Annotated in this window: 2 protein-coding genes and 1 pseudogene; all 3 read left to right on the top strand. The window is 73.7% G+C overall.

Annotated elements, in window-relative coordinates; all coding sequences use genetic code 11:
• Positions 1-2,998 (top strand): SDR family NAD(P)-dependent oxidoreductase (locus ACWEVN_RS31025; RefSeq protein WP_452053632.1); only part of this gene is annotated, 2,998 nt, incomplete at its 5' end.
• 41 nt (positions 2,999-3,039) lie between these two features.
• Positions 3,040-12,096: pseudogene (locus tag ACWEVN_RS31020) on the top strand (type I polyketide synthase); the annotation flags it as partial.
• A gap of 72 nt (positions 12,097-12,168) precedes the next feature.
• Positions 12,169-23,850 (top strand): type I polyketide synthase (locus ACWEVN_RS31015; RefSeq protein ID WP_452053633.1); only part of this gene is annotated, 11,682 nt, incomplete at its 3' end.

The following is a 23,850-nucleotide window of genomic DNA, read 5'->3' as shown; positions in this document are numbered from 1 at the left end:
GTGTGAGAACTGGGAGCCAGCGAAGCAAGTTCTGGTTGATCGGTTCCCGGCGGTCGACGCCACCGCGCTGCGGGTGCGGCTGCGGCCGGGTGCCGGGGACGCGGTGGCCGTCGACGTCGCCGACACGACCGGCGCCCCGGTCGCTTCGGTGGCCGCGCTCGTCCTGCGTCCGGTGTCGGCCGAGCAGTTGCACGGGCCGGACAGCGACGCGCTGTTCCAGGTCGAGTGGACGCCGGTTCCGGTGCCGGACACCCCGGGCGGCCGGTACGCGGTCGTCGGCCCGGACCCGCTCGGCCTGGCGGCCGGGCTCGCCTCGGCCGGGGTCGTCGAGTCCTGTGTGGACCTCGCGGAACTCGGTCGCCGCACCGAAGAAAGCGGCGAAGAACCGCAGTACGTGTTTTCCGCGATCCGGCACTCGACGCAGCCGCGCGAGCGGGCCGCCTTCGCGCTCGAGCTGGTCCGGGAGTGGCTGGCCGACGAGCGGTTCACCACCGCCCGGCTGGTCCTGGTGACCCGCGGCGCGGTCGGTGCCGCCGACGGCGACCGCGTCCCCGACCTCACCGCCGCGCCCGTGTGGGGCCTGCTGCGGTCGGCGCAGTTCGAGAACCCCGGCCGGCTCGTCCTGGTCGACCTCGACGACGAAGACCCGCGCTCGGCGGCACTGCTCGGCGCGGTCGCTTCCGGGGAACCCCAGCTCGCGCTGCGGGACGGCCGCGCACTGGCCGCACGGCTCGTGCGCGCCGGCACCGGCACCCTGCTCCAGCCGCCCGAAGGCACCTGGCGGCTCGACAGCACCGGCCGCGGCACCCTGCAGAACCTCGCGCTCGTCCCGAACCCGCTGCCGGAAACCCTCGAACCGGGCACGGTCCGGGTGGCCATCCGCGCCGCCGGGATGAACTTCCGCGACGTCCTCATCGGCCTCGGCATGTACCCGGGCGAACCGCTCATGGGCATCGAAGGCGCCGGCGTCGTCCTCGAATGCGGCGAAGGCGTCACCGGGCTGGCCCCCGGCGACCAGGTGATGGGCTTCTTCCCCGGCTCCTTCGGCCCGCGTTCGGTCGCCGACCAGCGGATGCTCGCGAAGATCCCCGACGGCTGGTCGTTCAGCGAAGCCGCGTCGGTGCCCATCGTCTTCCTCACCGCCTACTACGGCCTGGTCGATCTGGCCGGGCTGCGGGCGGGCGAGTCCGTGCTGGTGCACGCGGGCGCCGGCGGCGTCGGGATGGCCGCCATCCAGCTGGCCCGCCACCTCGGCGCCGAGGTCTACGCCACCGCCAGTCCCGGCAAGTGGGACGTCCTGCGCGCCTCCGGGCTCGACGACGCGCACCTGGCCTCCTCGCGCACGACCGGGTTCGCGGAGCTGTTCCGCGAGGCCAGTGGCGGCCGGGGCGTCGACGTCGTGCTCAACGCCCTGACCCATGAGTTCGTCGACGCCTCCTTCGCGCTGATGCCGCGCGGCGGGCGGTTCCTCGAGATGGGCAAGGCCGACGTGCGCGACGCGGGCGCCGTCGCCGCCACCCACCCGGGTGTCCGGTACCAGGCGTTCGACCTGGTCGAAGCCGGTCCGGACCGCATCCGGGAGCTGTTCACCGAGGTCCTCGCGCTGTTCGAGGCCGGTGCCCTGACGCCGCTGCCGGTGCGGACCTGGGACGTCCGGCGCGCGCCCGAGGCGTTCCGGTTCGTCAGCCAGGCCAAGCACGTCGGCAAGGTCGTGCTCACCATGCCGCCGTCCTTCGGCGACGGCACGGTGCTGATCACCGGCGGCACCGGCGCGCTGGGCGGCCTGGTCGCCCGGCGGCTGGTCACCGGGCACGGCGTCCGCGACCTGGTTCTGCTGAGCCGCCGCGGACCGGACGCTCCCGGCGCGGCCGAACTGGCCGCCGGGCTGCGGGACCTCGGCGCGGACGTCCGGGTCGTGGCCGCCGACGCCGCCGACCGCCGGGAGCTGGCCGCCGTGCTGGCCGGAATCCCGGCGCTGACCGGCGTGGTGCACGCGGCCGGTGTCCTCGACGACGGCGTCGTCGCGTCCTTGACGCCCGAGCGGCTGAACGCGGTGCTGCGGCCGAAGGTCGACGCGGCGCTGAACCTGCACGAACTCACCCGGGACCGGGGCCTTTCGGCGTTCGTCCTGTTCTCCTCGGCGGCGGCCACGCTGGGCAGCCCCGGCCAGGGCAACTACGCCGCGGCGAACGCGTTCCTCGACGCGCTCGCGCAGCACCGCGCGGCCCGGGGGCTCCCGGCCGGGTCGCTGGGGTGGGGGCCGTGGGCCACCGACGGCATGCTCCGCGAAGCCGACCTCGCGAAACTGGCGCGGTCCGCGTTCGTCCCGTTCACCGCCGACCGCGGCCTCGACCTGTTCGACGTCGCGGCGGCCCGGCCGGAACCGGCCCTGCTGCCGCTGCAGCTCGACCCGGCCGCGCTGAGCGCGCAGTCCGGGCTGCCGCCGCTGTTCGCGTCGCTGGTGCGGGCCCCGGCGCGCCGGACCGCTTCGGCGGCTGTGCCGGTCGACGGCCCCGCATTGGCCGAGCGGCTGGCGGGCGTGCCCGAGGCCGAGCGCGGCGAGTTCCTGCTCGACGTCGTGCGCGGGCACGTCGCCACGGTGCTGGGCCACGGCTCGGCCGCCGACGTCGAAGGCAGCCGCGGCTTCCTCGACCTGGGCTTCGACTCGCTCACCGCGGTCGAGCTGCGCAACCGGCTCACCGCCGAGAGCGGGCTGCGGCTGCCCGCCACGCTGATCTTCGACCACCCGTCGCCCGCCGACCTCGCCGCGCACCTGCTCGCCGGGCTCGCCCCCACCGCCGCCGACCCGGAAGCCGCAGTGCTTGAGGAACTGGACCGGCTGCTGGAACGCGCCGGGGACAGCCGCCGCGTCACCGCGCGGCTGGAGACCCTGCTCGCCCGCCGCCGGGGCGCGGCCGGGGACGAGGACACCGAACTCGACTCCGCGAGCGACGACGAGATCTTCGACCTGATCGACAACGAACTCGGACTGTCCTGAATGGACGGCACGCGACGGGATGGGGCCTGATGGACAACGACGCGAAGCTCCGGGAGTACCTGAAGAAGGTGACCGCGGACCTCCGGCGCGCCCGCAAGCGCGTCCAGGAGGTCGAGGACGCCGGGTCGGCTCCGGTCGCGATCGTCGGGATGGCCTGCCGGTTCCCCGGCGGCGTCCGCTCGCCCGAGGACCTGTGGCGGCTGGTCGATTCCGGGAGCGACGGGATGTCCGGGTTCCCCGCCGACCGCGGCTGGCCGGACGCGCACGACGCGGGCTTCGTCGCCGAAGGCGGCTTCGTGCACGACGCGGGCCAGTTCGACGCGGGCTTCTTCGGCATCTCGCCACGCGAAGCGCTGGCCATGGACCCCCAGCAACGGTTGCTGCTGGAGACGTCCTGGGAGGCTCTCGAACGCGCCGGGATCGTGCCGGAGACGTTGCGCGGCAGCCGTTCGGCGGTGTTCGTCGGCGCGGCGTCCCAAGGCTACGGGACCGGCGCGGGGGAGGAGGCCGAGGCGGTCGCCGGGCACCTGATGACCGGGACCGCCACCAGCGTCCTGTCCGGCCGGATCTCCTACACCCTCGGCCTGGAGGGGCCGTCGGTCACCGTCGACACGGCGTGTTCGTCGTCGCTGGTGGCGTTGCACCTGGCGGTGCAGTCGCTGCGGCGCGAGGAGTCCGACCTCGCGCTGGCCGGTGGCGCGGCGGTGATGGTCAACCCGGACATGTTCACCGAGATGAGCCGCCAGGGCGGGCTGTCCGGCAACGGCCGCTGCAAGGCGTTCGCCGACGGCGCCGACGGCACGGGCTGGGGCGAAGGTGCCGGCATGCTGCTGGTCGAGCGGCTGGCCGACGCGCAGCGCCTCGGCCACCCGGTGCTGGCGGTGATCCGCGGCTCGGCGGTGAACCAGGACGGCGCGAGCAGCGGCCTGTCCGCGCCGAACGGCCCGTCCCAGCAGCGCGTGATCCGGGATGCCCTCGCCGACGCCCGCCTGTCCACTGTGGACGTCGACCTGGTCGAAGCACACGGGACCGGCACGGCGTTGGGTGACCCGATCGAAGCGCAGGCCCTGCTGGCCACGTACGGGCAGGACCGGCCGGAGCCGCTGTGGCTGGGTTCGGTGAAGTCGAACATCGGGCACACGCAGGCCGCGGCGGGGGTCAGCGGTGTCATCAAGCTCGTCATGGCGCTGCGGAACCGGCGGATGCCGCCGACCCTGCACGCCGGGACGCCGTCGGCGAAGATCGACTGGACCGCCGGCGCGGTCGAACTGCTCCAAGAGGGCCGGGAGTGGACCGCCGAGCGGCCGCGGCGGGGTGCGGTGTCGTCGTTCGGCATCTCGGGCACCAACGCCCACGTCATCCTGGAGGAGGCCGCGCCCGTCGGTTCTTCCCCGGGTGGTTCGTCCGGCTTGGTGCCGTGGGTGCTGTCGGCCAAGTCGCCGGAGGCGTTGCGGTCACAGGCCGCTCGCCTGTCTCTTGTGGACTCTTCACCGGGCGACGTCGCGTTCTCGCTGGCGACGACCCGGTCGTCCTTTGCGCATCGGGCCGTCGTCGTCGGGACGGATCGGGAGCGCCTCCTCGCCGGGGTGCGCGCCCTGGCCGACGGAACGCCTGCGCCGCACGTCGTTTCGGGTGTCGCCGGGAGCGGCAAGGTCGCCATGGTCTTCCCCGGGCAGGGTGCCCAGTGGGCCGGGATGGCCGACGATCTCCTGGCCACCTCTCCGGTCTTTGCCGCGCGGTACACCGAGTGTTCCCGGGCGCTCGAGCCGTACACCGGCTTTTCGCTGCTCGATTCGGTCGAACTGGACCGCGTCGACGTCGTGCAGCCGGCGCTGTTCGCGATGATGGTGTCCCTGGCCGAGCTGTGGGCCGCTCACGGCGTGCGGCCGGACGCGGTGATCGGCCACTCCCAGGGCGAGATCGCCGCGGCGGTGGTGTCCGGTGCCCTGTCCCTCGAGGACGGTGCTCGCGTGGTCGCGCTGCGCAGCAAGGCCATTCTTGCCCTGTCGGGCGCGGGCGGGATGGTCTCGGTGGCCGCGTCGCGTGAGCAGACCGCGTCGCTCGTGGCGCCGTGGGGAGAGCGGATCGGCATCGCCGCGGTGAACGGCCCCTCCGCGACGGTCGTGTCCGGCGAGCCCGGTGCGCTCGACGAGTTCATGGCGGCCTGCGAGGTGCGCACGCGCCGGATTCCGGTGGACTACGCGTCGCACTCCGTCCAGGTGGAGCAGCTGCGCGACGAACTCCTCGAGGTGCTGGCCCCGATCACCCCGCGCGCGGCCCACGCCGGGTTCTTCTCGACCGTGACCGGCGAGTGGCTCGACGGCACGGCCCTCGACGCCGAATACTGGTACACCAACCTGCGCAGCACCGTCCGGCTGGACATTGCGGTCGAGCAGCTGAAGAGCGCGGGTTTCGGGACGTTCGTGGAGGTGTCGCCGCACCCCGTGCTGGTCCCGGCGATCGGGGACGACGTGACCACCCTCGGTTCGCTGCGTCGCGGCGACGGCGGCCTGGACCGCTTCGCGCTGTCGGTGGGCGAAGCGCACGTGAACGGCGTCAAGGTCGACTGGACACCGTACTTCGCCGATGCCGCGCGGGTCGATCTGCCCACGTACGCGTTCCAGCACCGGCACTACTGGCTCAAGCCCGGCACCCCGGCCGAGGTCGTCGCGGATCCGGGCTTCTGGGAGGCTGTCGAGAGCGGATCTCTCGCGGAAACGCTCGGCGTCGACCCCGACGTTCCGCTCAGCGAGGTATTGCCCGCCTTGAGCGACTGGCGCCGGACGGCTCGCGAAAAGTCCACTGTGGATTCCTGGCGCTACGACGTCCGCTGGCGTCCGGCCGCCGAGCCGATGGGCGCGCTGTCCGGACGCTGGCTGGCCGTGGCGGCGCCCGGACAAGAGACGTCCATTGTGGACACGCTCGACTGTGAGGTCTTGCTCGCGACCGGCGACCGCGAGAGCCTGGCCGCCCGGCTGCGCGAAGCCGGGCCGGTGACGGGCGTGGTGTCTCTGCTGGGCTTCGACGAAGGGCCGCACCCGGAGTTCCCCGAGCTGCCGTCCGGGGTGGCGGGGACGCTGGTGCTCGCCCAGGCCCTCGGCGACGCGGGAATCGACGCGCCCCTGTGGCTGCTGACGTCGGGCGCCGTCGACACGGACTCGCCTTCGCCCGCGCAGGCGCAGATCTGGGGCCTGGGCCGCGTGATCGGCTTGGAGTACCCGAACCGCTGGGGTGGCTTGATCGACCTTCCGGCCGCTCCCGACGTCCGTGCCGGGGAACGGCTCGCCGCCATCCTCGCGACCCCCGGCGACGAAGACCAGTTCGCCGTCCGCCCCTCCGGCGTCCTCGTCCGCCGCCTCGTCCGCGCGGCGCCGCCGCGCACCGTCCCCGGCACCTGGTCCCTGACCGGCACCGTCCTGGTCACCGGCGGCACCGGTGCCCTCGGCCCGCGGATCGCCCGCTGGCTCCGCGGCGTCGGCGCCGAGCACGTCATCCTCGCCAGCCGCCACGGCAGCCAAGCCGACCCCGAACCGGGCGTCACCTTCGCCACCTGCGACGTCACCGATCGCGCCCAGGTCGAAGCCCTCGCCGAAGCCCACGACATCCGCGCCGTCATCCACGCCGCCGCGCTGATCGAGCTCGCCTCGATCGACGCCACCGACGTCGCCGCCTTCGCCGCTGTCGCCAAAGCCAAGGTCCAAGGCGCCGAAGTCCTCGACGCCGTCTTCGACCGGGACCTCGACGCCTTCGTCCTCTTCTCCTCCATCGCCGGCGTCTGGGGCAGTGGCGACCACGCCGCCTATGCCGCGGCCAACGCCCACCTCGACGCCCTAGCCCAGCGTCGGCGCGCCCGCGGCCTGCGCGCCACGTCGCTCGCCTGGGGCGTCTGGAACGCCCCCAACCCCGCCAAAGCGAACCAGGACTTCGACGCGAGCCGCCTCCTTCGCCAGGGCCTGCCGTTCCTCGACCCCGACCTCGCCTTCGCGGGCCTCCGCCAGGTCCTCGCCGACGACGACACCTTCCTCGCCGTGGCCGACGTCGACTGGGCCCGGTTCGCGCCCGTCTTCACCGCCCTGCGACCGCGCCCGCTGCTCGACGAACTGCCCGAGGTGCGTCGGGCGCTGACCGTGGAAAAGCCGCAGGTCAAGACGGGGTGGCTGACCGGTGTCGCCCCGGCCGACCGCGCCCGGGCCGTGCTCGGCCTGGTCCGCGCCACCGCGGCCGCCGTGCTCGGACACGACAGCCCGGACGCCGTCGCCCCCGGCGTCGCCCTGCGGGAACTCGGCTTCGACTCGCTCACCGCCGTCGAACTGCGCAACCGCCTCGCCGCCGAAACCGGCCGGAGCCTGCCCGCCACCCTCGCCTTCGACCACCCGACCGCCGAGCGGATCACCGAATTCCTGCTCGGCGCCACCCGGAGCGAGACCGTCGTCGCGGTCGCCGACGACGAGCCGATCGCCATCGTCGCCATGAGCTGCCGCTACCCCGGCGGCGTCAAGAGCCCCGAGGACCTCTGGGACCTCATCACCACCGGCGGCGACGCGATCACCGGGTTCCCGGCCGACCGCGGCTGGGACGTCGACGCGCTCTACGACCCCGACCCGGACCACGACGGCACCAGCTACACCCGCCACGGCGGGTTCCTGCACGACGCCGGCGACTTCGACCCGGGCTTCTTCGGGATCTCACCCCGCGAAGCGCTGACCATGGACCCCCAGCAACGCCTGCTGCTGGAGACGTCGTGGGAAGCGATGGAACGCGCCGGCCTCGACCCGGAAAGCCTCCGCGGCAGCGCGACCGGCGTGTTCGTCGGCACCAACTACGCCGACTACGGCATCGGCCTCGCCCAGCCCGACAGCTCGGCCGGGCACCTGCTGACCGGCGGCGCGGCCAGCGTCGTCTCCGGCCGGATCTCCTACACCTTCGGGCTGACCGGCCCGGCCGTCACCGTCGACACGGCGTGCTCGTCGTCCCTGGTCGCGCTGCACCTGGCCTGCCAGTCGCTGCGCAACGGCGAGTGCACGATGGCCCTCGCGGGCGGGGTGGCGCTGATGTCGACCCCGGCGTCGTTCGTCGCGTTCAGCCGCCAGCGCGCGCTCGCCGCCGACGGCCGCTGCAAGGCGTTCTCCGACGACGCCGACGGCATGGGCATGGCCGAGGGCGCCGGCGTCCTGCTCGTCGAACGGCTCGCCGACGCGCAGCGGCACGGCCACGAGGTCCTGGCCGTGCTCCGCGGCTCGGCGGTCAACCAGGACGGCGCGTCCAACGGCCTGACCGCTCCGAACGGGCCCGCCCAGCAGCAGGTCATCCGCCAGGCCGTGGCCAACGCCCGGCTGACCTTCGCCGACGTCGACGCCGTCGAAGCCCACGGCACCGGCACCACCCTCGGCGACCCGATCGAGGCCCAGGCCCTGCTGGCCACCTACGGCCGCGACCGGGCGAACCCCCTGTGGCTCGGCTCGGTGAAGTCCAACATCGGGCACAGCCAGGCCGCTTCCGGCGTCGCCGGCGTCATCAAGATGGTGCTGTCCCTGCGCCACGGCGTCCTCCCGGGCACGCTGCACGCGGGCACACCGTCGTCCCATGTGGACTGGACGGCCGGGAACGTCCGGCTGCTGGACGAAACCCGCGACTGGCCGGAGACCGGCCGGCCACGCCGGGCCGCCGTGTCGTCGTTCGGGATGAGCGGGACCAACGCTCACGCGGTCCTCGAAGCCGCACCGGAGCCGGTCGCGACGGAGCCGTCCGGGCCCGTCGCGACCGGCCCGGTGCCCTGGGTCCTGTCCGCGAAAACGCCCGCTTCGCTGGCCGCGCAGGCCCGCCGGCTGCGGGCGCGGGTAGGGGCCGCACAGGGGGTCCGGGCCGCAGATGTGGGGTACTCCCTCGCGAAATCGCGGTCTACGTTCGAGCAACGGGCGGTGGTCGTGGCTCCCGACGGCCACGACCCGCTGGGCGCGCTCGCCCACGACCGGGCCGTCCCCGGCCTGGTCCGGGGCAGCGCCCGCCGCGGGGGCAAGGTCGCCTTCGTCTTTCCCGGGCAGGGCTCGCAGTGGGTGGGGATGGCTTTGGACCTGATGGACACGTCGCCGGCGTTCGCGGCCCGCATGCGGGCCTGCGAACGCGCGCTGGCGCCGTTCGCCGGCTGGTCGCTGCCCGACGTCCTCGGCGACGAAGCCATGCTCCAGCGCGTCGACGTCGTGCAGCCCGCGCTGTTCGCGGTCATGGTGTCGCTGGCCGAAGTGTGGCGCGCCCACGGGGTTTCCCCGGACGCCGTGATCGGCCATTCCCAGGGCGAGATCGCCGCCGCCGTGGTCTCCGGCGCGCTGTCCCTCGAGGACGGTGCCCGCGTGGTCGCGTTGCGCAGCAAGGCGATCCTGGCCCTGGCCGGACACGGCGGCATGGTGTCGGTCGCGGCGCCCCTGACCGCGGTCGAGCCACGGCTCACCGACGAACTGTCGGTCGCGGCCGTCAACGGCCCGGCCGCGGTGGTGGTCTCCGGCTCGCCTTCCGCCCTGGACGCGCTGATCGAGTCCTGTGAAGCCGACGGCATCCGCGCGAAGCGGGTCCCGGTGGACTACGCGTCGCATTCCGTCCAGGTCGAGGCGATCGAGGCCGAGTTGCGCGAGCTGCTCGTCCCGGTTTCGCCGCGGTCGGCGGAAATCGCTTTCTACTCCACGGTGACCGCCGAACCGATCGACACCGCCGGGCTCGACGGCCCGTACTGGTACACCAACCTGCGCAATCCGGTGCTGTTCGACGCGACCACCCGGCAGCTGGCCGCGGACGGCTACGACACGTTCATCGAATGCAGTCCGCACCCGGTGCTCACGATGAGTGTCGAGGACACTGTGGACGAAGCCGTCGTCACCGGCACGCTGCGCCGCGGCGACGGCAGGCTCGACCGGCTGTACACCTCGTTCGCCGAGGCCTGGGTGCACGGCGTCGACGTCGACTGGACGCCGGCGTTCGGCGAAGGCGCCCGGCTGATCCCGCTCCCGACGTACGCCTTCGACCACCAGCGGTACTGGCTGGACCCGGCTCCCGCGGCCCCGGCGGACGACGGGCTGTGGACGGCGCTCGAAGAAACCGACGACCTCGCCGGGGTCCTCGGGGTCGATCAGGGCGCGCTCGACGAAGTGCTGCCCGCCCTGACCCGGTGGCGCACCCAACGCTCCACAGTGGACTCCTGGTGCCTGAAGGTCGGCTGGGTGCCGGTCGCCGAGCCCGCCCTGCCGCTGCTGTCCGGTCGCTGGCTCGCCCTGGTACCCGCCGGACCCGGCCGGTCGGCGGTGCTCGACGCCCTCGCCTCGCGCGGCGCCGACGTCGTCACCGCGTCGCCGGAGGAGCTGCCGCCGGGGGAGTACGCCGGCGTCGTTTCCCTGCTGGGATCGGACGAAACCCCGCTGCCCGGGCACCCGCTGCTCGCGACCGGGGTCGCCGCGACGGCCGCGCTCGCCCCGGCACTGGCCGCCGCGGGGATCGACGCCCCGCTCTGGCTGCTCACCCGCGGCGCGGTGGCCACCGGGCCCGCCGACGCACCGGCGTCGAGCGTCCCGGCGCAGCTCTGGGGCGTCGGCCGCGTGATCGGCCTGGAATACCCCGGCCTCTGGGGCGGGCTGATCGACCTGCCGGCCACCTTCGACGAGCGGGCCGCGGACCGGCTGGCCGGGCTGCTCGCCGAGCCCGGCGGCGAGGACCAGCTCGCCCTCCGCGACCACGGCATCCTGGCCCGGCGGCTGCGCCCGGCGCGTCCCGCACCGGCGGGCGAGCCGTGGCGGCCGCGGGGCACCGTGCTGGTCACCGGCGGCACGGGGGCGCTCGGCGCGCACGTCGCCCGCTGGCTGGGCCGCTCCGGCGCCGACCACCTCGTGCTCACCAGCCGCCGGGGCGAAAACGCGCCCGGCGCGGCCGAACTGGCCGAGGAACTGCGCGGGTACGGCTGCGCGGTGACCATCGCCGCCTGCGACGTCGCCGAGCGCAAGGCCGTCGAAGCCCTGCTGGGTAGCCTCGGGCACCCGCCGGCGGCCGTCGTGCACGCGGCCGGGCTGCCGCAGTCGAGCACCCTCGCCGAGACCGGCCCGGACGAGTTCGAAGACGTCCTCGCGGCCAAGGTCGCGGGCGCCGCGCACCTGGACGCCCTGCTCGGCGACGACCTCGAAGCGTTCGTGCTGTTCTCCTCCAACTCCGGCGTCTGGGGGAGCGCGGGCCAGGGCGCCTACGCCGCCGCGAACGCCTACCTCGACGCCCTCGCCGAGCAGCGCCGCGCCCGCGGGGCGAAGGCGACGTCGGTGGCCTGGGGGCTGTGGGCCGGGGGCGGCATGGCTTCCGACGACGGCGAGCAGCAGCTGCGCCGCCGTGGTCTCCGGCCGATGGTGCCCGAGCGGGCGGTGGCCGCGCTGCAGGGCGCGCTCGACCGCGACGAGACCTTCCTGGCCGTGGCCGACGTCGACTGGGACCGGTTCGTCCCCGCCTTCACGGCGTCGCGGCGGCGTCCGCTGATCGAGGACCTGCCCGCGGTTCGCCGGGTGCTTGACCAGCTCGAAGTGGAGCAGGAACGGCACGACGAAGGCGCGGCCGGGTGGCGCGAGCGGCTGGCCGGGCTGCCGGAAGCCGAACGCGACCGGGCCGTGCTCGACCTGGTCCGCACCGAAGCCGCCGCCGTGCTCGGCCACCGCGGCGCCGATGCGATCGGCAGCACCCGGCCGTTCCGCGACCTCGGGTTCGACTCGGTGACCGCGGTCGAGGTGCGCAACCGGCTGCGCCAGGCCACCGGCCTCCGGCTGGCCGCCACCGCCGTCTTCGACCACCCGACGCCGATCGCGCTGGCCCGGTTCCTCGCGGCCGGGATCGCCCCCGGCGGCACACCCGCGGACTCGGCGTTCGGCGCGCTCGACCGGCTGGAGGCGTCGCTGACGGACCTCGCGCAGCCGGACGAGAACGTCCGGATGCGCGTCGAGATGCGGCTGAAGTCCCTGCTGAGCCAGTGGAGCGGCGACCGCGCGGCGCCGCGGCAGGCGCAGCTCGCGGACGCCTCGGCGGCCGAGGTGTTCGCGTTCATCGACAACGAGCTCGGGGTCTCCCCGCCGCCGGCGCACTGACGCCCTGACTTGGACGAACGGATGAGGTTGGCGATGGCAGAGCAGGACAAGCTCCTCGAGTACCTCAAGCGCGTGACCGCCGACCTGCACCAGACCAGGCAACGGCTGCAGGCGGCCGAGGCGGGGGAGCAGGAGCCGATCGCCATCGTCTCCCTCGCCTGCCGGTACCCGGGCGGTGTCGCCTCGCCGGAGGACCTGTGGGACCTGGTCGTGGGCGGCACCGACGCGATGTCGCCCTTCCCGGAGGACCGCGGCTGGGACGTCTCGCGCATGTACGGTCCCGAAGGCGCCCAGGCGCTCGAAGGCGGCTTCGTCCACGACGCGGCTTCGTTCGACCCCGGGCTGTTCGGCATCTCGCCGCGCGAAGCGCTGGCCATGGACCCGCAGCAGCGCCTGCTCCTGGAGACGTCCTGGGAGCTCCTCGAACGCGCCCGGCTCGACCCGTTTTCGCTGCGCGGCAGCCGGACCGGCGTGTTCATCGGCGCGAACGCGTCCGGCTACAGCAGCACGCTGCAGGCCGCGACCGGCTCCGAGGGCTACCTGCTGACCGGCGAGGCGCCCAGCGTCATGTCGGGGCGGCTGTCCTACACCTTCGGGCTGGAGGGGCCGTCGGTCACCGTGGACACGGCGTGCTCGTCGTCGCTGGTCGCGCTGCACTGGGCCTGTCAGGCGCTGCGGCAGGACGAATGCGGCCTCGCGCTGGCCGGCGGAGTCACGGTGATGGTGAGCCCGCTGGCGTTCGCGGAGTTCAGCCGCCAGCGCGGCCTCGCCTCGGACGGCCGCTGCAAGTCCTTCGCCGACGCGGCCGACGGCACCGGCTGGGGCGAGGGCGTCGGCATGGTGCTGCTGGAGAAGCTGTCCGACGCCCAGCGCAACGGGCACCGCATCCTCGGTGTGATCCGCGGTTCGGCGGTCAACTCCGACGGCGCGTCGAACGGCCTGACCGCCCCGAACGGCCCTTCTCAGCAACGCGTCATCCGTACTGCTTTGTCGAACGCCGGTCTGTCCACTTCGGACGTCGACGCGGTCGAGGCGCACGGCACCGGGACTGCTCTGGGTGACCCGATCGAGGCCCAGGCCCTGCTGGCGACGTACGGTCAGGATCGGCCCGCCGACCGGCCGTTGTGGCTGGGGGCGCTGAAGTCGAACATCGGGCACACGCAGTCGGCGTCCGGGATCGCGGGCGTCATCAAGATGGTGCTGGCGCTGCAGCACGAGGTGCTGCCGCGCACGCTGCACGTCGACGCCCCGTCGTCCGAAGTGGACTGGTCGGCGGGTGCGGTGTCGCTGCTGACCTCGGCCCGCCCGTGGCCGGCCGGCGACGTGCCGCGCCGGGCCGGGGTGTCGGCGTTCGGGGTGAGCGGGACGAACGTGCACGTGATCGTGGAGGAGGCGCCCCCGGAGGTCGTTGCCCCTCCGGCGCCTCTCACCGGTGAGCTCCTGCCCTGGGTGCTCTCCGGGGCGAGTGACGCGGCGCTGCGCGAGCAGGCCCAGCGGCTCCTGGACGCCGACCCGGACCCGCTCGACGGCGGTTATTCCCTGGCGGTGACCCGGGCCCGCCTGGCTCGGCGCGCGGTGGTGCTCGGTGCTGATCGTGCGTCGCTGCGGGAGGGTCTTGCGCACATCGAGGACGCGGTCGTCGGTACTGCCGATCCGGATGCGTTGCTGGCGGTGTTGTTCACCGGCCAGGGTGCGCAGCGGGTCGGGATGGGTTTGGAGCTTTACGAGCGGTTCCCAGTCTATGCTGCGGCTTTCGATGAGGTTCTTTCGCACTTCGATCCGTCGTTGCGGGCGGCTTTTGATGATCAGTCGCTGTTGGATCGGACGGAGTTCACCCAACCGGCGTTGTTCGCGCTCGAGGTGGCGCTGTTCCGGTTGGTGTCGTCCTTCGGTGTGCGCCCGGACTTTGTGGCTGGTCATTCGATCGGCGAGATCTCGGCCGCGCACGTGGCCGGTGTCCTCTCCCTGGAGGATGCCTGTCGCTTGGTTGCCGCTCGTGCGTCGTTGATGCAGGCGCTCCCGGCGGGTGGTGCGATGGTGTCGATCGCCGCCCCGGAGTCCGCGATCGTCTTGACCGAGGATGTCGCCATCGCGGCGGTGAACGGCCCTGAGTCGGTCGTGATCTCCGGCGAGGAGTCCGCGGTCCTCGCGATCGCCGCCCAGTTCCCCAAGACCAAGCGTCTCTCGGTGAGCCACGCGTTCCACTCGCCGTTGATGGACCCGATGCTCGCCGAGTTCCGCGCGATCGCCGAGGCCTTGACGTATCACCCGGCGCAGATACCGGTGCTCTCGAATGTGAGCGGTGCTCTCGCTTCGACGTTCACCGCCGAGTATTGGGTCCGCCACGTGCGAGAAGCCGTTCGCTTTGCCGACGGAGTGTTCACTTTGGAGGCTGCCGGTGTCGGCGTGTTCCTGGAGCTTGGCCCCGACGGCGTGCTCAGCGCGATGGTCGGCGGCACGGCGATCCCGGCGTTGCGGCGCGACCGCTCTGAAACGAGAGCACTGCTCTCGGCGTTGAGCACTGCTCACGTTAACGGCGTGGACGTGGACTGGACGCCGTTCTTTCCGGGCGGCCGCCGCATCGACCTGCCCACGTATGCTTTTCAGCGGGAGCGATTCTGGCCCCGCGGCGGCGTCGCCCCCGGTGACGCCGGTTCGCTCGGCTTGGGAGCGCTGGACCACCCGCTCCTGGGCGCGGCGGTAAGCCTGGCCGGGCACGACGGCGTCGTCTTCACCGGGCGGCTGTCGGTGGAGACGCAGCCGTGGCTCGCCGGGCACGCCCTGGGCGGGACGGTCCTGGTCCCGGGGACGGCGTTGCTGGAGCTGGCCGTCCGGGCGGGCGACCAGGTCGGCTGCGAGGTCGTCGACGAACTGACCCTCGAAGCGCCCCTGGTCCTGCCGGCACGAGGCGGGGTGGCGATCCAGGTCTTCGTCGGACCGCCGGACGGAACGGGCCGCCGCGAGCTGACGCTGTACTCCACCCCGGACGACGGCGCGGCGCCGGGCCAGGACACGTGGACCCGCCACGCCGGCGGCCTCCTCGCCACCGGCCCCCGACCGGCGGCCGAGCTGACGGAGTGGCCCCCGCCCGGGGCCGCTGACGTCTCGACGGAAGGCCTGTACGACCAGCTGGAAACCCTCGGCTTCACGTACGGCCCGGCATTCCACGGCCTGGGCCGGGTATGGCGCCGAGGCGACGAGACCTTCGCGGAGGTGGAGCTCCCAGAGGAGTTCCACCCGGACGCAACGGCCTTCGGCTTGCACCCGGCCCTCCTCGACGCGGCCCTGCACCCCCTGGGCCTCGCCGCCTCGGGAGCCCCCAGCCCCGGCGATTCCGCCGGCGCAACCCTGGTCGGCGGCAGCCCGGCTAGCCCCGGCGAGCCCACCGGCGCTATCGCGGTCGGCGGCAGTTCGGCCAACTCCGGCGAGCCCACCGGCGCAACCCCGGTCAGCGGCAACCCCGCCAACTCCGGCGGCATGCCGTTCTCCTGGAGCGGCGTCACCCTGCACGCCGCCGGCGCCACCGCCCTCCGCGTCCGGCTCGCCCCGGCCGGGGACAACGCCGTCTCCGTCACGGTCTGCGATCAGACCGGCGGCCCGGTCGCCGCGATCGAATCCCTGACCCTCCGCCCCATCACCGCCGCAACCCCCGTGCCGGACGGCTCGCTCTTCCGCCTCGACCGAACGCCCATCCCCGCCGGGCCGCCGACCAACGCCGTCTTCTTCGGCCGCAACGACTTCGGCCTGCCCACAGTGTCCGATTTGGACACCGACGCCGACCTCGTCTTCGCCCCCATTACCGCCGACGAGATCCGGCAAGCCACCCACGAAGCCCTCACCCTCGTCCAAACCTGGCTCGCCGAAGAACGGCCGGGCCGCCTCGTCCTCCTCACCCGCCACGCCGACACCGAGCCCGCGGCCGCCGCCGCGCGGGGGCTCGTCCGGTCCGCCCAGACCGAACACCCCGGCCGCTTCCAGCTGCTCGATCTCGACGGCTCCACCCCGCCCGACCTCGTCACCCTGCCCGAAGAACCGCAGGTCGACGTCCGCGACGGCGTCTTCACCGCCCCGCGGCTCGCCCGCGCCCACAGCGGCACCCTCACCATCCCCGGCGAGCCCTGGCGGCTCACCACCACCGGCGGCACCCTCGACGGCCTCGTCCTCCAACCGGAACCGGCACCGAACCTCGCCGCGGGCGAAGTCCGGGTCGCCGTGCGCGCCGCCGGGATCAACTTCCGGGACGTCCTCATCGCGCTCGGCATGTACCCCGATCCGGCCGCCGTGCTCGGGTCCGAAGCCGCCGGAGTGGTCACCGAAGTCGCGCCGGACGTCACCGGAATCGCCGTCGGGGACCGGGTTTTCGGCCTGTTCACCGGCGCGTTCGGCCCCCAGGCCGTGACCGATGCCCGGCTGCTCGTTCCCGTTCCGGACGGCTGGACCTTCGCCCAGGCCGCGTCCGTGCCCGTCGCCTTCGTCACCGCCTACTACGCCCTCTTCGACCTCGGGCGGCTCGAAGCCGGCCAGTCCGTGCTCGTCCACGCGGCCGCCGGCGGGGTCGGGATGGCCGCCGTCCAGCTCGCCCGGAGCGTGCACGCCGAAGTGTTCGCCACGGCCAGCCCGGCCAAACAGGACGCCGTCCGCGCTCTGGGCGTCACCCACCTCGCGTCGTCGCGGGACCTCGACTTCGCGGCGAAGTTCGCCAAAACCGACGTCGTCCTCAACTCGCTGACCGGCCCCTTCATCGACGCCTCGCTCGGCCTCCTCAAGCCCGGCGGCCGGTTCCTCGAAATGGGCAAGACGGACCTGCGCGACCTCGCGGACGTCACCTACCTCCCGTTCGACCTCGGCGATCCCGGTCCGGACCGCATCCAGGAGATCCTCCGCACCCTGCTGACGCTGTTCGCCGAAGGCAAGCTGCACCCGTTGCCCACCAAGGCCTGGGACGTCGTCCGTGCGCCCGACGCCTTCCGCTTCATCAGCCAGGCCAAGCACGTCGGCAAGAACGTCCTCACCGTTCCCGCCGCGCCGGATCCCGGCGGCACCGTCCTCGTCACCGGCGGCACCGGCACCCTCGGCGGCCTCCTGGCCCGCCACCTCGTCGCCACCCACGGCGTCAAGAACCTCCTGCTGGTCAGCCGCCGCGGCCCGGACGCCCCGGGCGCGGCGGAACTGGTCGCCGAACTGACGGCCGGCGGCGCCGATGTGCGCATAGAGCGCTGTGACGTCGCCGACCGGGCCGAGCTCGAAGCGCTGCTCGGCCCGGTGCACCTGACCGGCGTCGTCCACACCGCGGGCGTGCTCGACGACGGCGTCGTCGAGTCGCTCACCCCCGAGCGGATCGACGCCGTCCTCGGCCCGAAGGTCGACGCCGCGCTGAACCTGCACGAACTGACCCGCGACCGTGACCTGGCCTGGTTCGCGCTGTACTCATCGCTCGCCGGGGTGGCCGGGGCCGCCGGCCAGGCCAACTACGCCGCCGCCAACGCCGCTCTCGACGCCCTCGCCGCCCGCCGCCGCGCCGAAGGCCTGCCCGGCGTCTCCCTCGCCTGGGGCCAGTGGGCCGAAGCGAGCGGCATGACCGCCGCCCTCGACGACGAGGACCTGTCGCGGATCGCGCGGTCCGGCATCGGTGCCCTCGGCACCGCGGAGGCCCTGGCGCTGTTCGACGCGGCCCAGGTCGCCGGCGCCGCGTGCGTCGTCCCGGTCCGCGTCGACCTCGCCGCGCTGCGCGCCCAAGCCGAGCACCTGCCGGCTCTGTGGCACGGCCTGGTCCGGGTGCGGACCCGCCGTGCGGCCGGGCTGCCGTCCGGCACCGAGGGGCTCGCCGCGAAACTGGCCGGGCTCAGCGCCGACGACGTCCGCCGGTTCCTGCTCGACCTCGTCCGCACGCACGTCGCGGCGGTCCTCGGCCACGACGGCGCCGACGCCGTCGAGCCCGCCAAGGCGTTCAAGGACCTGGGTTTCGATTCCCTGACCGCCGTCGAGCTGCGCAACCGCCTCACCGCGGTGACCGGCCTGCGCCTGCCGGCCACGGTCATCTTCGACCACCCCAACCCGCAGGCCCTCGCCGCGCTGCTGCAGGCGGAGCTGGCCGGCGACGCCGGACCGGCGACGACGACGGCGATCACGACGGTCACCGACGGCGACCCGATCGCCATCGTCGCGATGAGCTGCCGCTACCCGGGCGAAGTGACGTCGCCGGAAGACCTGTGGCGCCTGGTCGAAACCGGCCGGGACGCCCTCACCGCGCTGCCCGCCGACCGCGGCTGGGACCTCGCGGCCCTGGGCGCCGCCGAGGGCGGGTTCGTCCACGACGCCGGCGGCTTCGACGCCGAGTTCTTCGGCATCTCCCCGCACGAAGCCCTCGCGATGGACCCGCAACAGCGGCTGCTGCTGGAGATCTCGTGGGAGGCACTGGAACGCGCCGGGATCGACCCGCGGTCGCTGCGGGGCAGCAGCACCGGCGTCTTCGTCGGCGCCGCGCACCAGGCGTACGGTAGCGGCGTCGCCGAGGTCGCGGCCGGCGTCGAAGGGCACCTGCTGACCGGCAACGCGACCAGCGTCGTTTCCGGCCGAGTCTCCTACACGTTCGGTTTCGAAGGGCCCGCCGTCTCGATCGACACGGCCTGCTCGTCGTCGCTGGTCGCCCTGCACTGGGCGGTCCAGGCCCTGCGGCGCGGCGAGTGCGATCTCGCCCTGGCCGGCGGGGTCGCGGTGATGGCGCAGCCGGGCATGTTCGTGGAGTTCGACCGGCAGGGCGGCCTCGCCTCCGACGGCCGGTGCAAGGCCTTCGCGGAGGCCGCGGACGGCACCGGCTGGGGCGAAGGCGCCGGCCTGGTGCTGCTGGAGCGCCTGTCCGACGCCCGGCGGCACGGCCACGAAGTCCTGGCGCTCGTCCGCGGGTCGGCGGTGAATTCCGACGGCGCGTCGAACGGCCTGACCGCGCCGAACGGCCCGTCCCAGCAGCGGGTCATCCGCGCCGCGCTGGCGGGAGCCGGTCTGTCCACTTCGGACGTCGACGCGGTCGAAGCCCATGGGACGGGCACTTCGCTGGGCGACCCGATCGAGGCCCAGGCGCTCCTGGCGACGTACGGGCAGGACCGGTCGACGCCGCTGTGGCTCGGCTCGCTCAAGTCCAACATCGGCCACACCCAGGCCGCGGCGGGCATCGCCGGGGTGATCAAGGTCGTGATGGCGCTGCGGCACGGCGTCCTGCCCCGCACGCTGCACGTCGACGCGCCCTCGTCCCGCGTCGACTGGGAATCCGGCGCGATCGAGCTGCTCACCGACGCGCGCCGCTGGCCCGAAACCGGCCGTCCGCGCCGGGCCGGCGTGTCGTCGTTCGGCATCTCGGGGACCAACGCGCACACGATCATCGAGCAGGCCCCGGCCGCTGCGCCTGCGATGGAGCGCCCTGAAGTCCCCGGTCTGGTGCCGTGGCTGCTGTCCGCGCGTGACGCCGACGCGCTCGCCGCCCAGGCCGGCCGCCTTCGTGCGCACGTCGAGGCCAACCCGTCGCTGTCGCCGGTCGACGTCGGGTTCTCGCTGGTAAAGGGGCGGGCGGCGCTCGAGCACCGTGCTGTCGTGTTCGGCGAAGACCGTGAGGAGCTCCTGGCGGCGCTGGAGAACCCGCCGGTGACCGGAGTCGCGCGGCCGGACCGGCGGCTGGCGGTGTTGTTCACCGGCCAGGGGGCGCAGCGGGCCGGGATGGGCCTGGAGCTCTATGAGCGGTTCCCGGTCTATGCCGCGGCTTTCGATGAAGTCCTTTCGCACTTCGATCCGTCGTTGCGGGCGGCGTTCGGCGATCAGTCTCTGTTGGATCGGACGGAGTTCACCCAACCGGCGTTGTTCGCTGTCGAGGTGGCGCTGTTCCGGCTTTTCTCATCTTTCGGTGTGCGCCCGGACTTCGTGGCTGGCCACTCGATCGGCGAAATCTCGGCCGCGCACGTCGCCGGTGTCCTCTCCCTCGAAGACGCCTGCCGCCTGGTCGCCGCCCGCGCGTCGCTGATGCAGGCGCTCCCGGCGGGTGGTGCGATGGTGTCGATCGCCGCTCCCGAGTCCGCGATCACCTTGACCGAGGGCGTCGCCATCGCGGCGGTGAACGGTCCCGAGTCGGTCGTGATCTCCGGCGAGGAGTCCGCGGTCCTCGCGATCGCCGCCCAGTTCCCCAAGACCAAGCGCCTCCCGGTGAGCCACGCGTTCCACTCGCCGCTGATGGACCCGATGCTCGCCGACTTCCGCGCGATCGCCGAGCAGCTCCAGTACCACCCAGCCCAGATACCGGTGCTCTCGAATGTGAGCGGTGCTCTCGCTTCGACGTTCACGGCCGACTACTGGGTGCGGCACGTGCGCGAGACGGTCCGCTTCGCCGACGGCATGGCCACCCTCCAGGGCGCCGGCGCCGACGTGTTCCTCGAGCTAGGCCCCGACGGCGTCCTCAGCGCCATGGTCGGCGGCACGGCGATCCCGGCGTTGCGGCGAGACCGCTCTGAAACGAGAGCACTGCTCTCGGCGTTGAGCACTGCTCACGTCAACGGCGTGGACGTGGACTGGACACCGTTCTTCCCGGACGGCCGCCGCATCGACCTGCCCACGTACGCCTTCCGGCACCGCAACTACTGGCTCGCCCCAGAGCCCGGCACGGCGGCACCCGGGGGCGACTCCGGCTTCTGGGAAGTGCTCCGCAGCGGCAAGCTGGCGGCCGAACTGGACCTGGAAGCGGACGTCGCCGAGGCGGTCACCCCGGCACTGGCGGCGTGGTACCGGCGCCGCCACCAGGAGTCGACGGTGGATTCCTGGCGCTACGGCATCGCCTGGCGCCCGGTCACACCGGACGCCGCCGCGCTGACCGGGCACTGGCTGTTGATCGTGCCGGAAGAGGGCGAGTCCGGTGTCGTGGCCGGCGTCGCACAGACGATCCTCGAGCGCGGCGCCCGCCTCACCCCGGTCCGCGTCGACCCCCGGCTGCCACGCGCGGAGTTCACCGAACGCCTCCGCGAAGCCATCGGCGAATCCCAAGTGGACGGTGTACTTTCCCTGCTGGCGTTGGCTGACGGAGGCCGCGGAGTCGCAGCGGGCACGGCGACCCTCCTCCAGTCGCTGGGCGATCTCGGAACAAGCGGACGCGTGTGGTGCCTGACCCGCGGAGCGGTCGCGGCGACCCGGGCCGACGGCGTCGAGGCACCGGTCCAGGCCCAGGTCTGGGGCTTGGGCCGAACGGCGGCAATGGAGCACCCCCAGCGCTGGGGCGGCTTGATAGACCTACCGGCCACCCTGGACGACCGAGCCCGAACCCGCCTGGCCGCAATGCTCACCGGCACGGAAGACGAGGTCGCCCTCCGCCCCTCGGGCATCTTCGCCCGCCGCCTGGAACGCCGCCCCGCAACCCCCGGCCCGGCTCGCCACCCCCGGGTCCCCATGCCGGCCACCGACGCCCAGGGGGAAGACCGCCGCTCCGTCGCCGCCGGCCTGGGCTGGCAGCCGCGGGGCACCGTGCTGGTCACCGGTGGCACGGGCGCCCTCGGTGCCCAAGTTGCCCGGCGGCTGGCCACCGCCGGCGCCGAACGCCTGATCCTGCTCAGCCGCCGGGGGCCCGCAGCGCCGGGAGCGGCGAACCTCGAACGCGAACTCACCGCCCTCGGCTGCGGTGTCTCGATCGTCGCCTGTGATGCTGCCGATCGGGATGCCCTGGCCGCCGTTCTCCCCGACGATCTCCGGGCCGTCGTGCACGCCGCCGGTGTTCTCGACGACGGTGTCATCGATGCCCTCACGCCCGAGCGCTTCGATGCCGTCCTGCGGGCGAAGGTGACCGCCGCCGAAAACCTGTCCGCGCTCACCGGTGAGCTCGATGCCTTCGTCCTCTTCTCCTCGATGGCCGGCGCGTTCGGCGCCGCGGGGCAGGGGAGCTACGCCGCCGCCAATGCGCACCTCGATGCGCTCGCCCAGCAGCGGCAGGCCGCCGGGCTGCCCGCCGTCTCGATCGCCTGGGGTCCGTGGGCCGGCGAGGGGATGGCCGCGGGCGACGCCGAAGCGCAACGGCGGCTGCGTGCCGCCGGGGTCGGCGCCTTGGAACCCGGCCTCGCTCTCGACGCCCTCATGAGGGAAGCCGCAAGCAGCGACCCGCTGGCCGTGGTGGCCGATCTCGACTGGGACGTCTATCTCCCGAAGCTGCGAGCTGTCCGGCCGCGGCCGCTGTTCGGTGAGCCCGTCGAGAGCCCGAAAGCCGAGTCCGCGGGACTCCTCAGTGGACTGTCCGAAACAGACGCCGAGCGCAAGCTTCTCGACTTGACCTGCACGCACGTCGCGGCCGTGCTCGGCTATCCCGATGCCGCCGCCGTCGATGGCGACCGTGCCTTCTCCGACAGCGGGTTCACCTCCCTGACCGCGGTCGAACTGCGCAACCGCCTCGGCGCCGCCACCGGGCTGAACCTGCCCGCGACGTGCGTGTTCGACCACCCGACACCCGCCGCGCTGGCCCGGCACCTGCACCGCGAACTGCTCGGCCGCCGGCCGGAACCGGCCGGATCGGGGACGGCGCCGGTGCGAGCCGACGAGCCGATCGCGCTCGTCGCCATGGGCTGCCGGTTCCCCGGCTCGGTCGCCACGCCGGAAGACCTCTGGCGCCTCGTCGCCGACGGCGTCGACGCGATGACCGGCCTCCCCGACGACCGCGGCTGGGACCTCGGCGCCCTCTACGACCCCGACCCGGGCAAGAGCGGCCACAGCTACGTCCGCGAGGGCGGATTCCTCGACGCCGCAGCGGAGTTCGACGCCGCTTTCTTCGGGATCTCGCCACGCGAAGCCCTCGCCATGGACCCCCAGCAGCGCCTGCTGCTGGAGATCACCTGGGAGGTCTTCGAACGCGCCGGGATCGACCCGCACACCCTGCGCGGCAGCCGCACCGGCGTGTTCGCCGGCACCAACGGCCAGGACTACGCGGGCCTGCTCGGCGCGGCGGGCGAGGAGGTCGGCGGCTTCATCGGCACCGGCAACGCCGCCGCCGTCGTGTCCGGCCGGCTGGCCTACGCCTTCGGCCTCGAAGGCCCGGCGCTGACCGTCGACACGGCGTGCTCGTCGTCCCTCGTCGCGATCCACCTCGCCGCGCAGGCGCTGCGCCGGGGCGAGTGCGATCTCGCGCTCGCCGGCGGGGCGACCGTGATGTCCACCCCGGCGACCTTCGTCGAGTTCAGCCGGCAGCGCGGCCTGGCCTCGGACGGCCGCTGCAAGGCGTTCGCCGACGCGGCCGACGGCACCGGCTGGGGCGAGGGCGCGGGGCTCGTGCTCCTGGAGCGGCTGTCGGACGCCCGCCGCAACGGTCACCGGGTCCTCGCGCTCGTCCGCGGCTCGGCCGTGAACTCCGACGGCGCCTCCAACGGCCTGACCGCGCCGAACGGTCCGTCCCAGCAGCGGGTCATCCGCGCCGCGCTGGCCGACGCCAGTCTGTCCACTTCGGACGTCGACGCGGTCGAGGCGCACGGCACGGGCACCAAACTGGGCGACCCGATCGAGGCTCAGGCCCTGCTCGCCACCTACGGTCAGGACCGCGAAATACCGCTGTGGCTGGGCTCGGTGAAGTCCAACATCGGCCACACCCAGGCCGCCGCGGGCATCGCCGGGGTCATCAAGATGGTCCTGGCCATGCAGCACGGCGTCCTCCCGCGGACCCTGCACATCGACGCTCCTTCGTCCCAAGTGGACTGGTCGGCCACCCACTCGCGCGGCTCGGTGAGCAGCTCCACCGCGCCCGCCGACCAG

This window comes from Amycolatopsis sp. NPDC003861, from assembly GCF_053605405.1.
The sequence above is the reverse complement of the archived record's forward strand: the minus strand, read 5'-3'. Positions and strand labels throughout refer to the sequence as shown.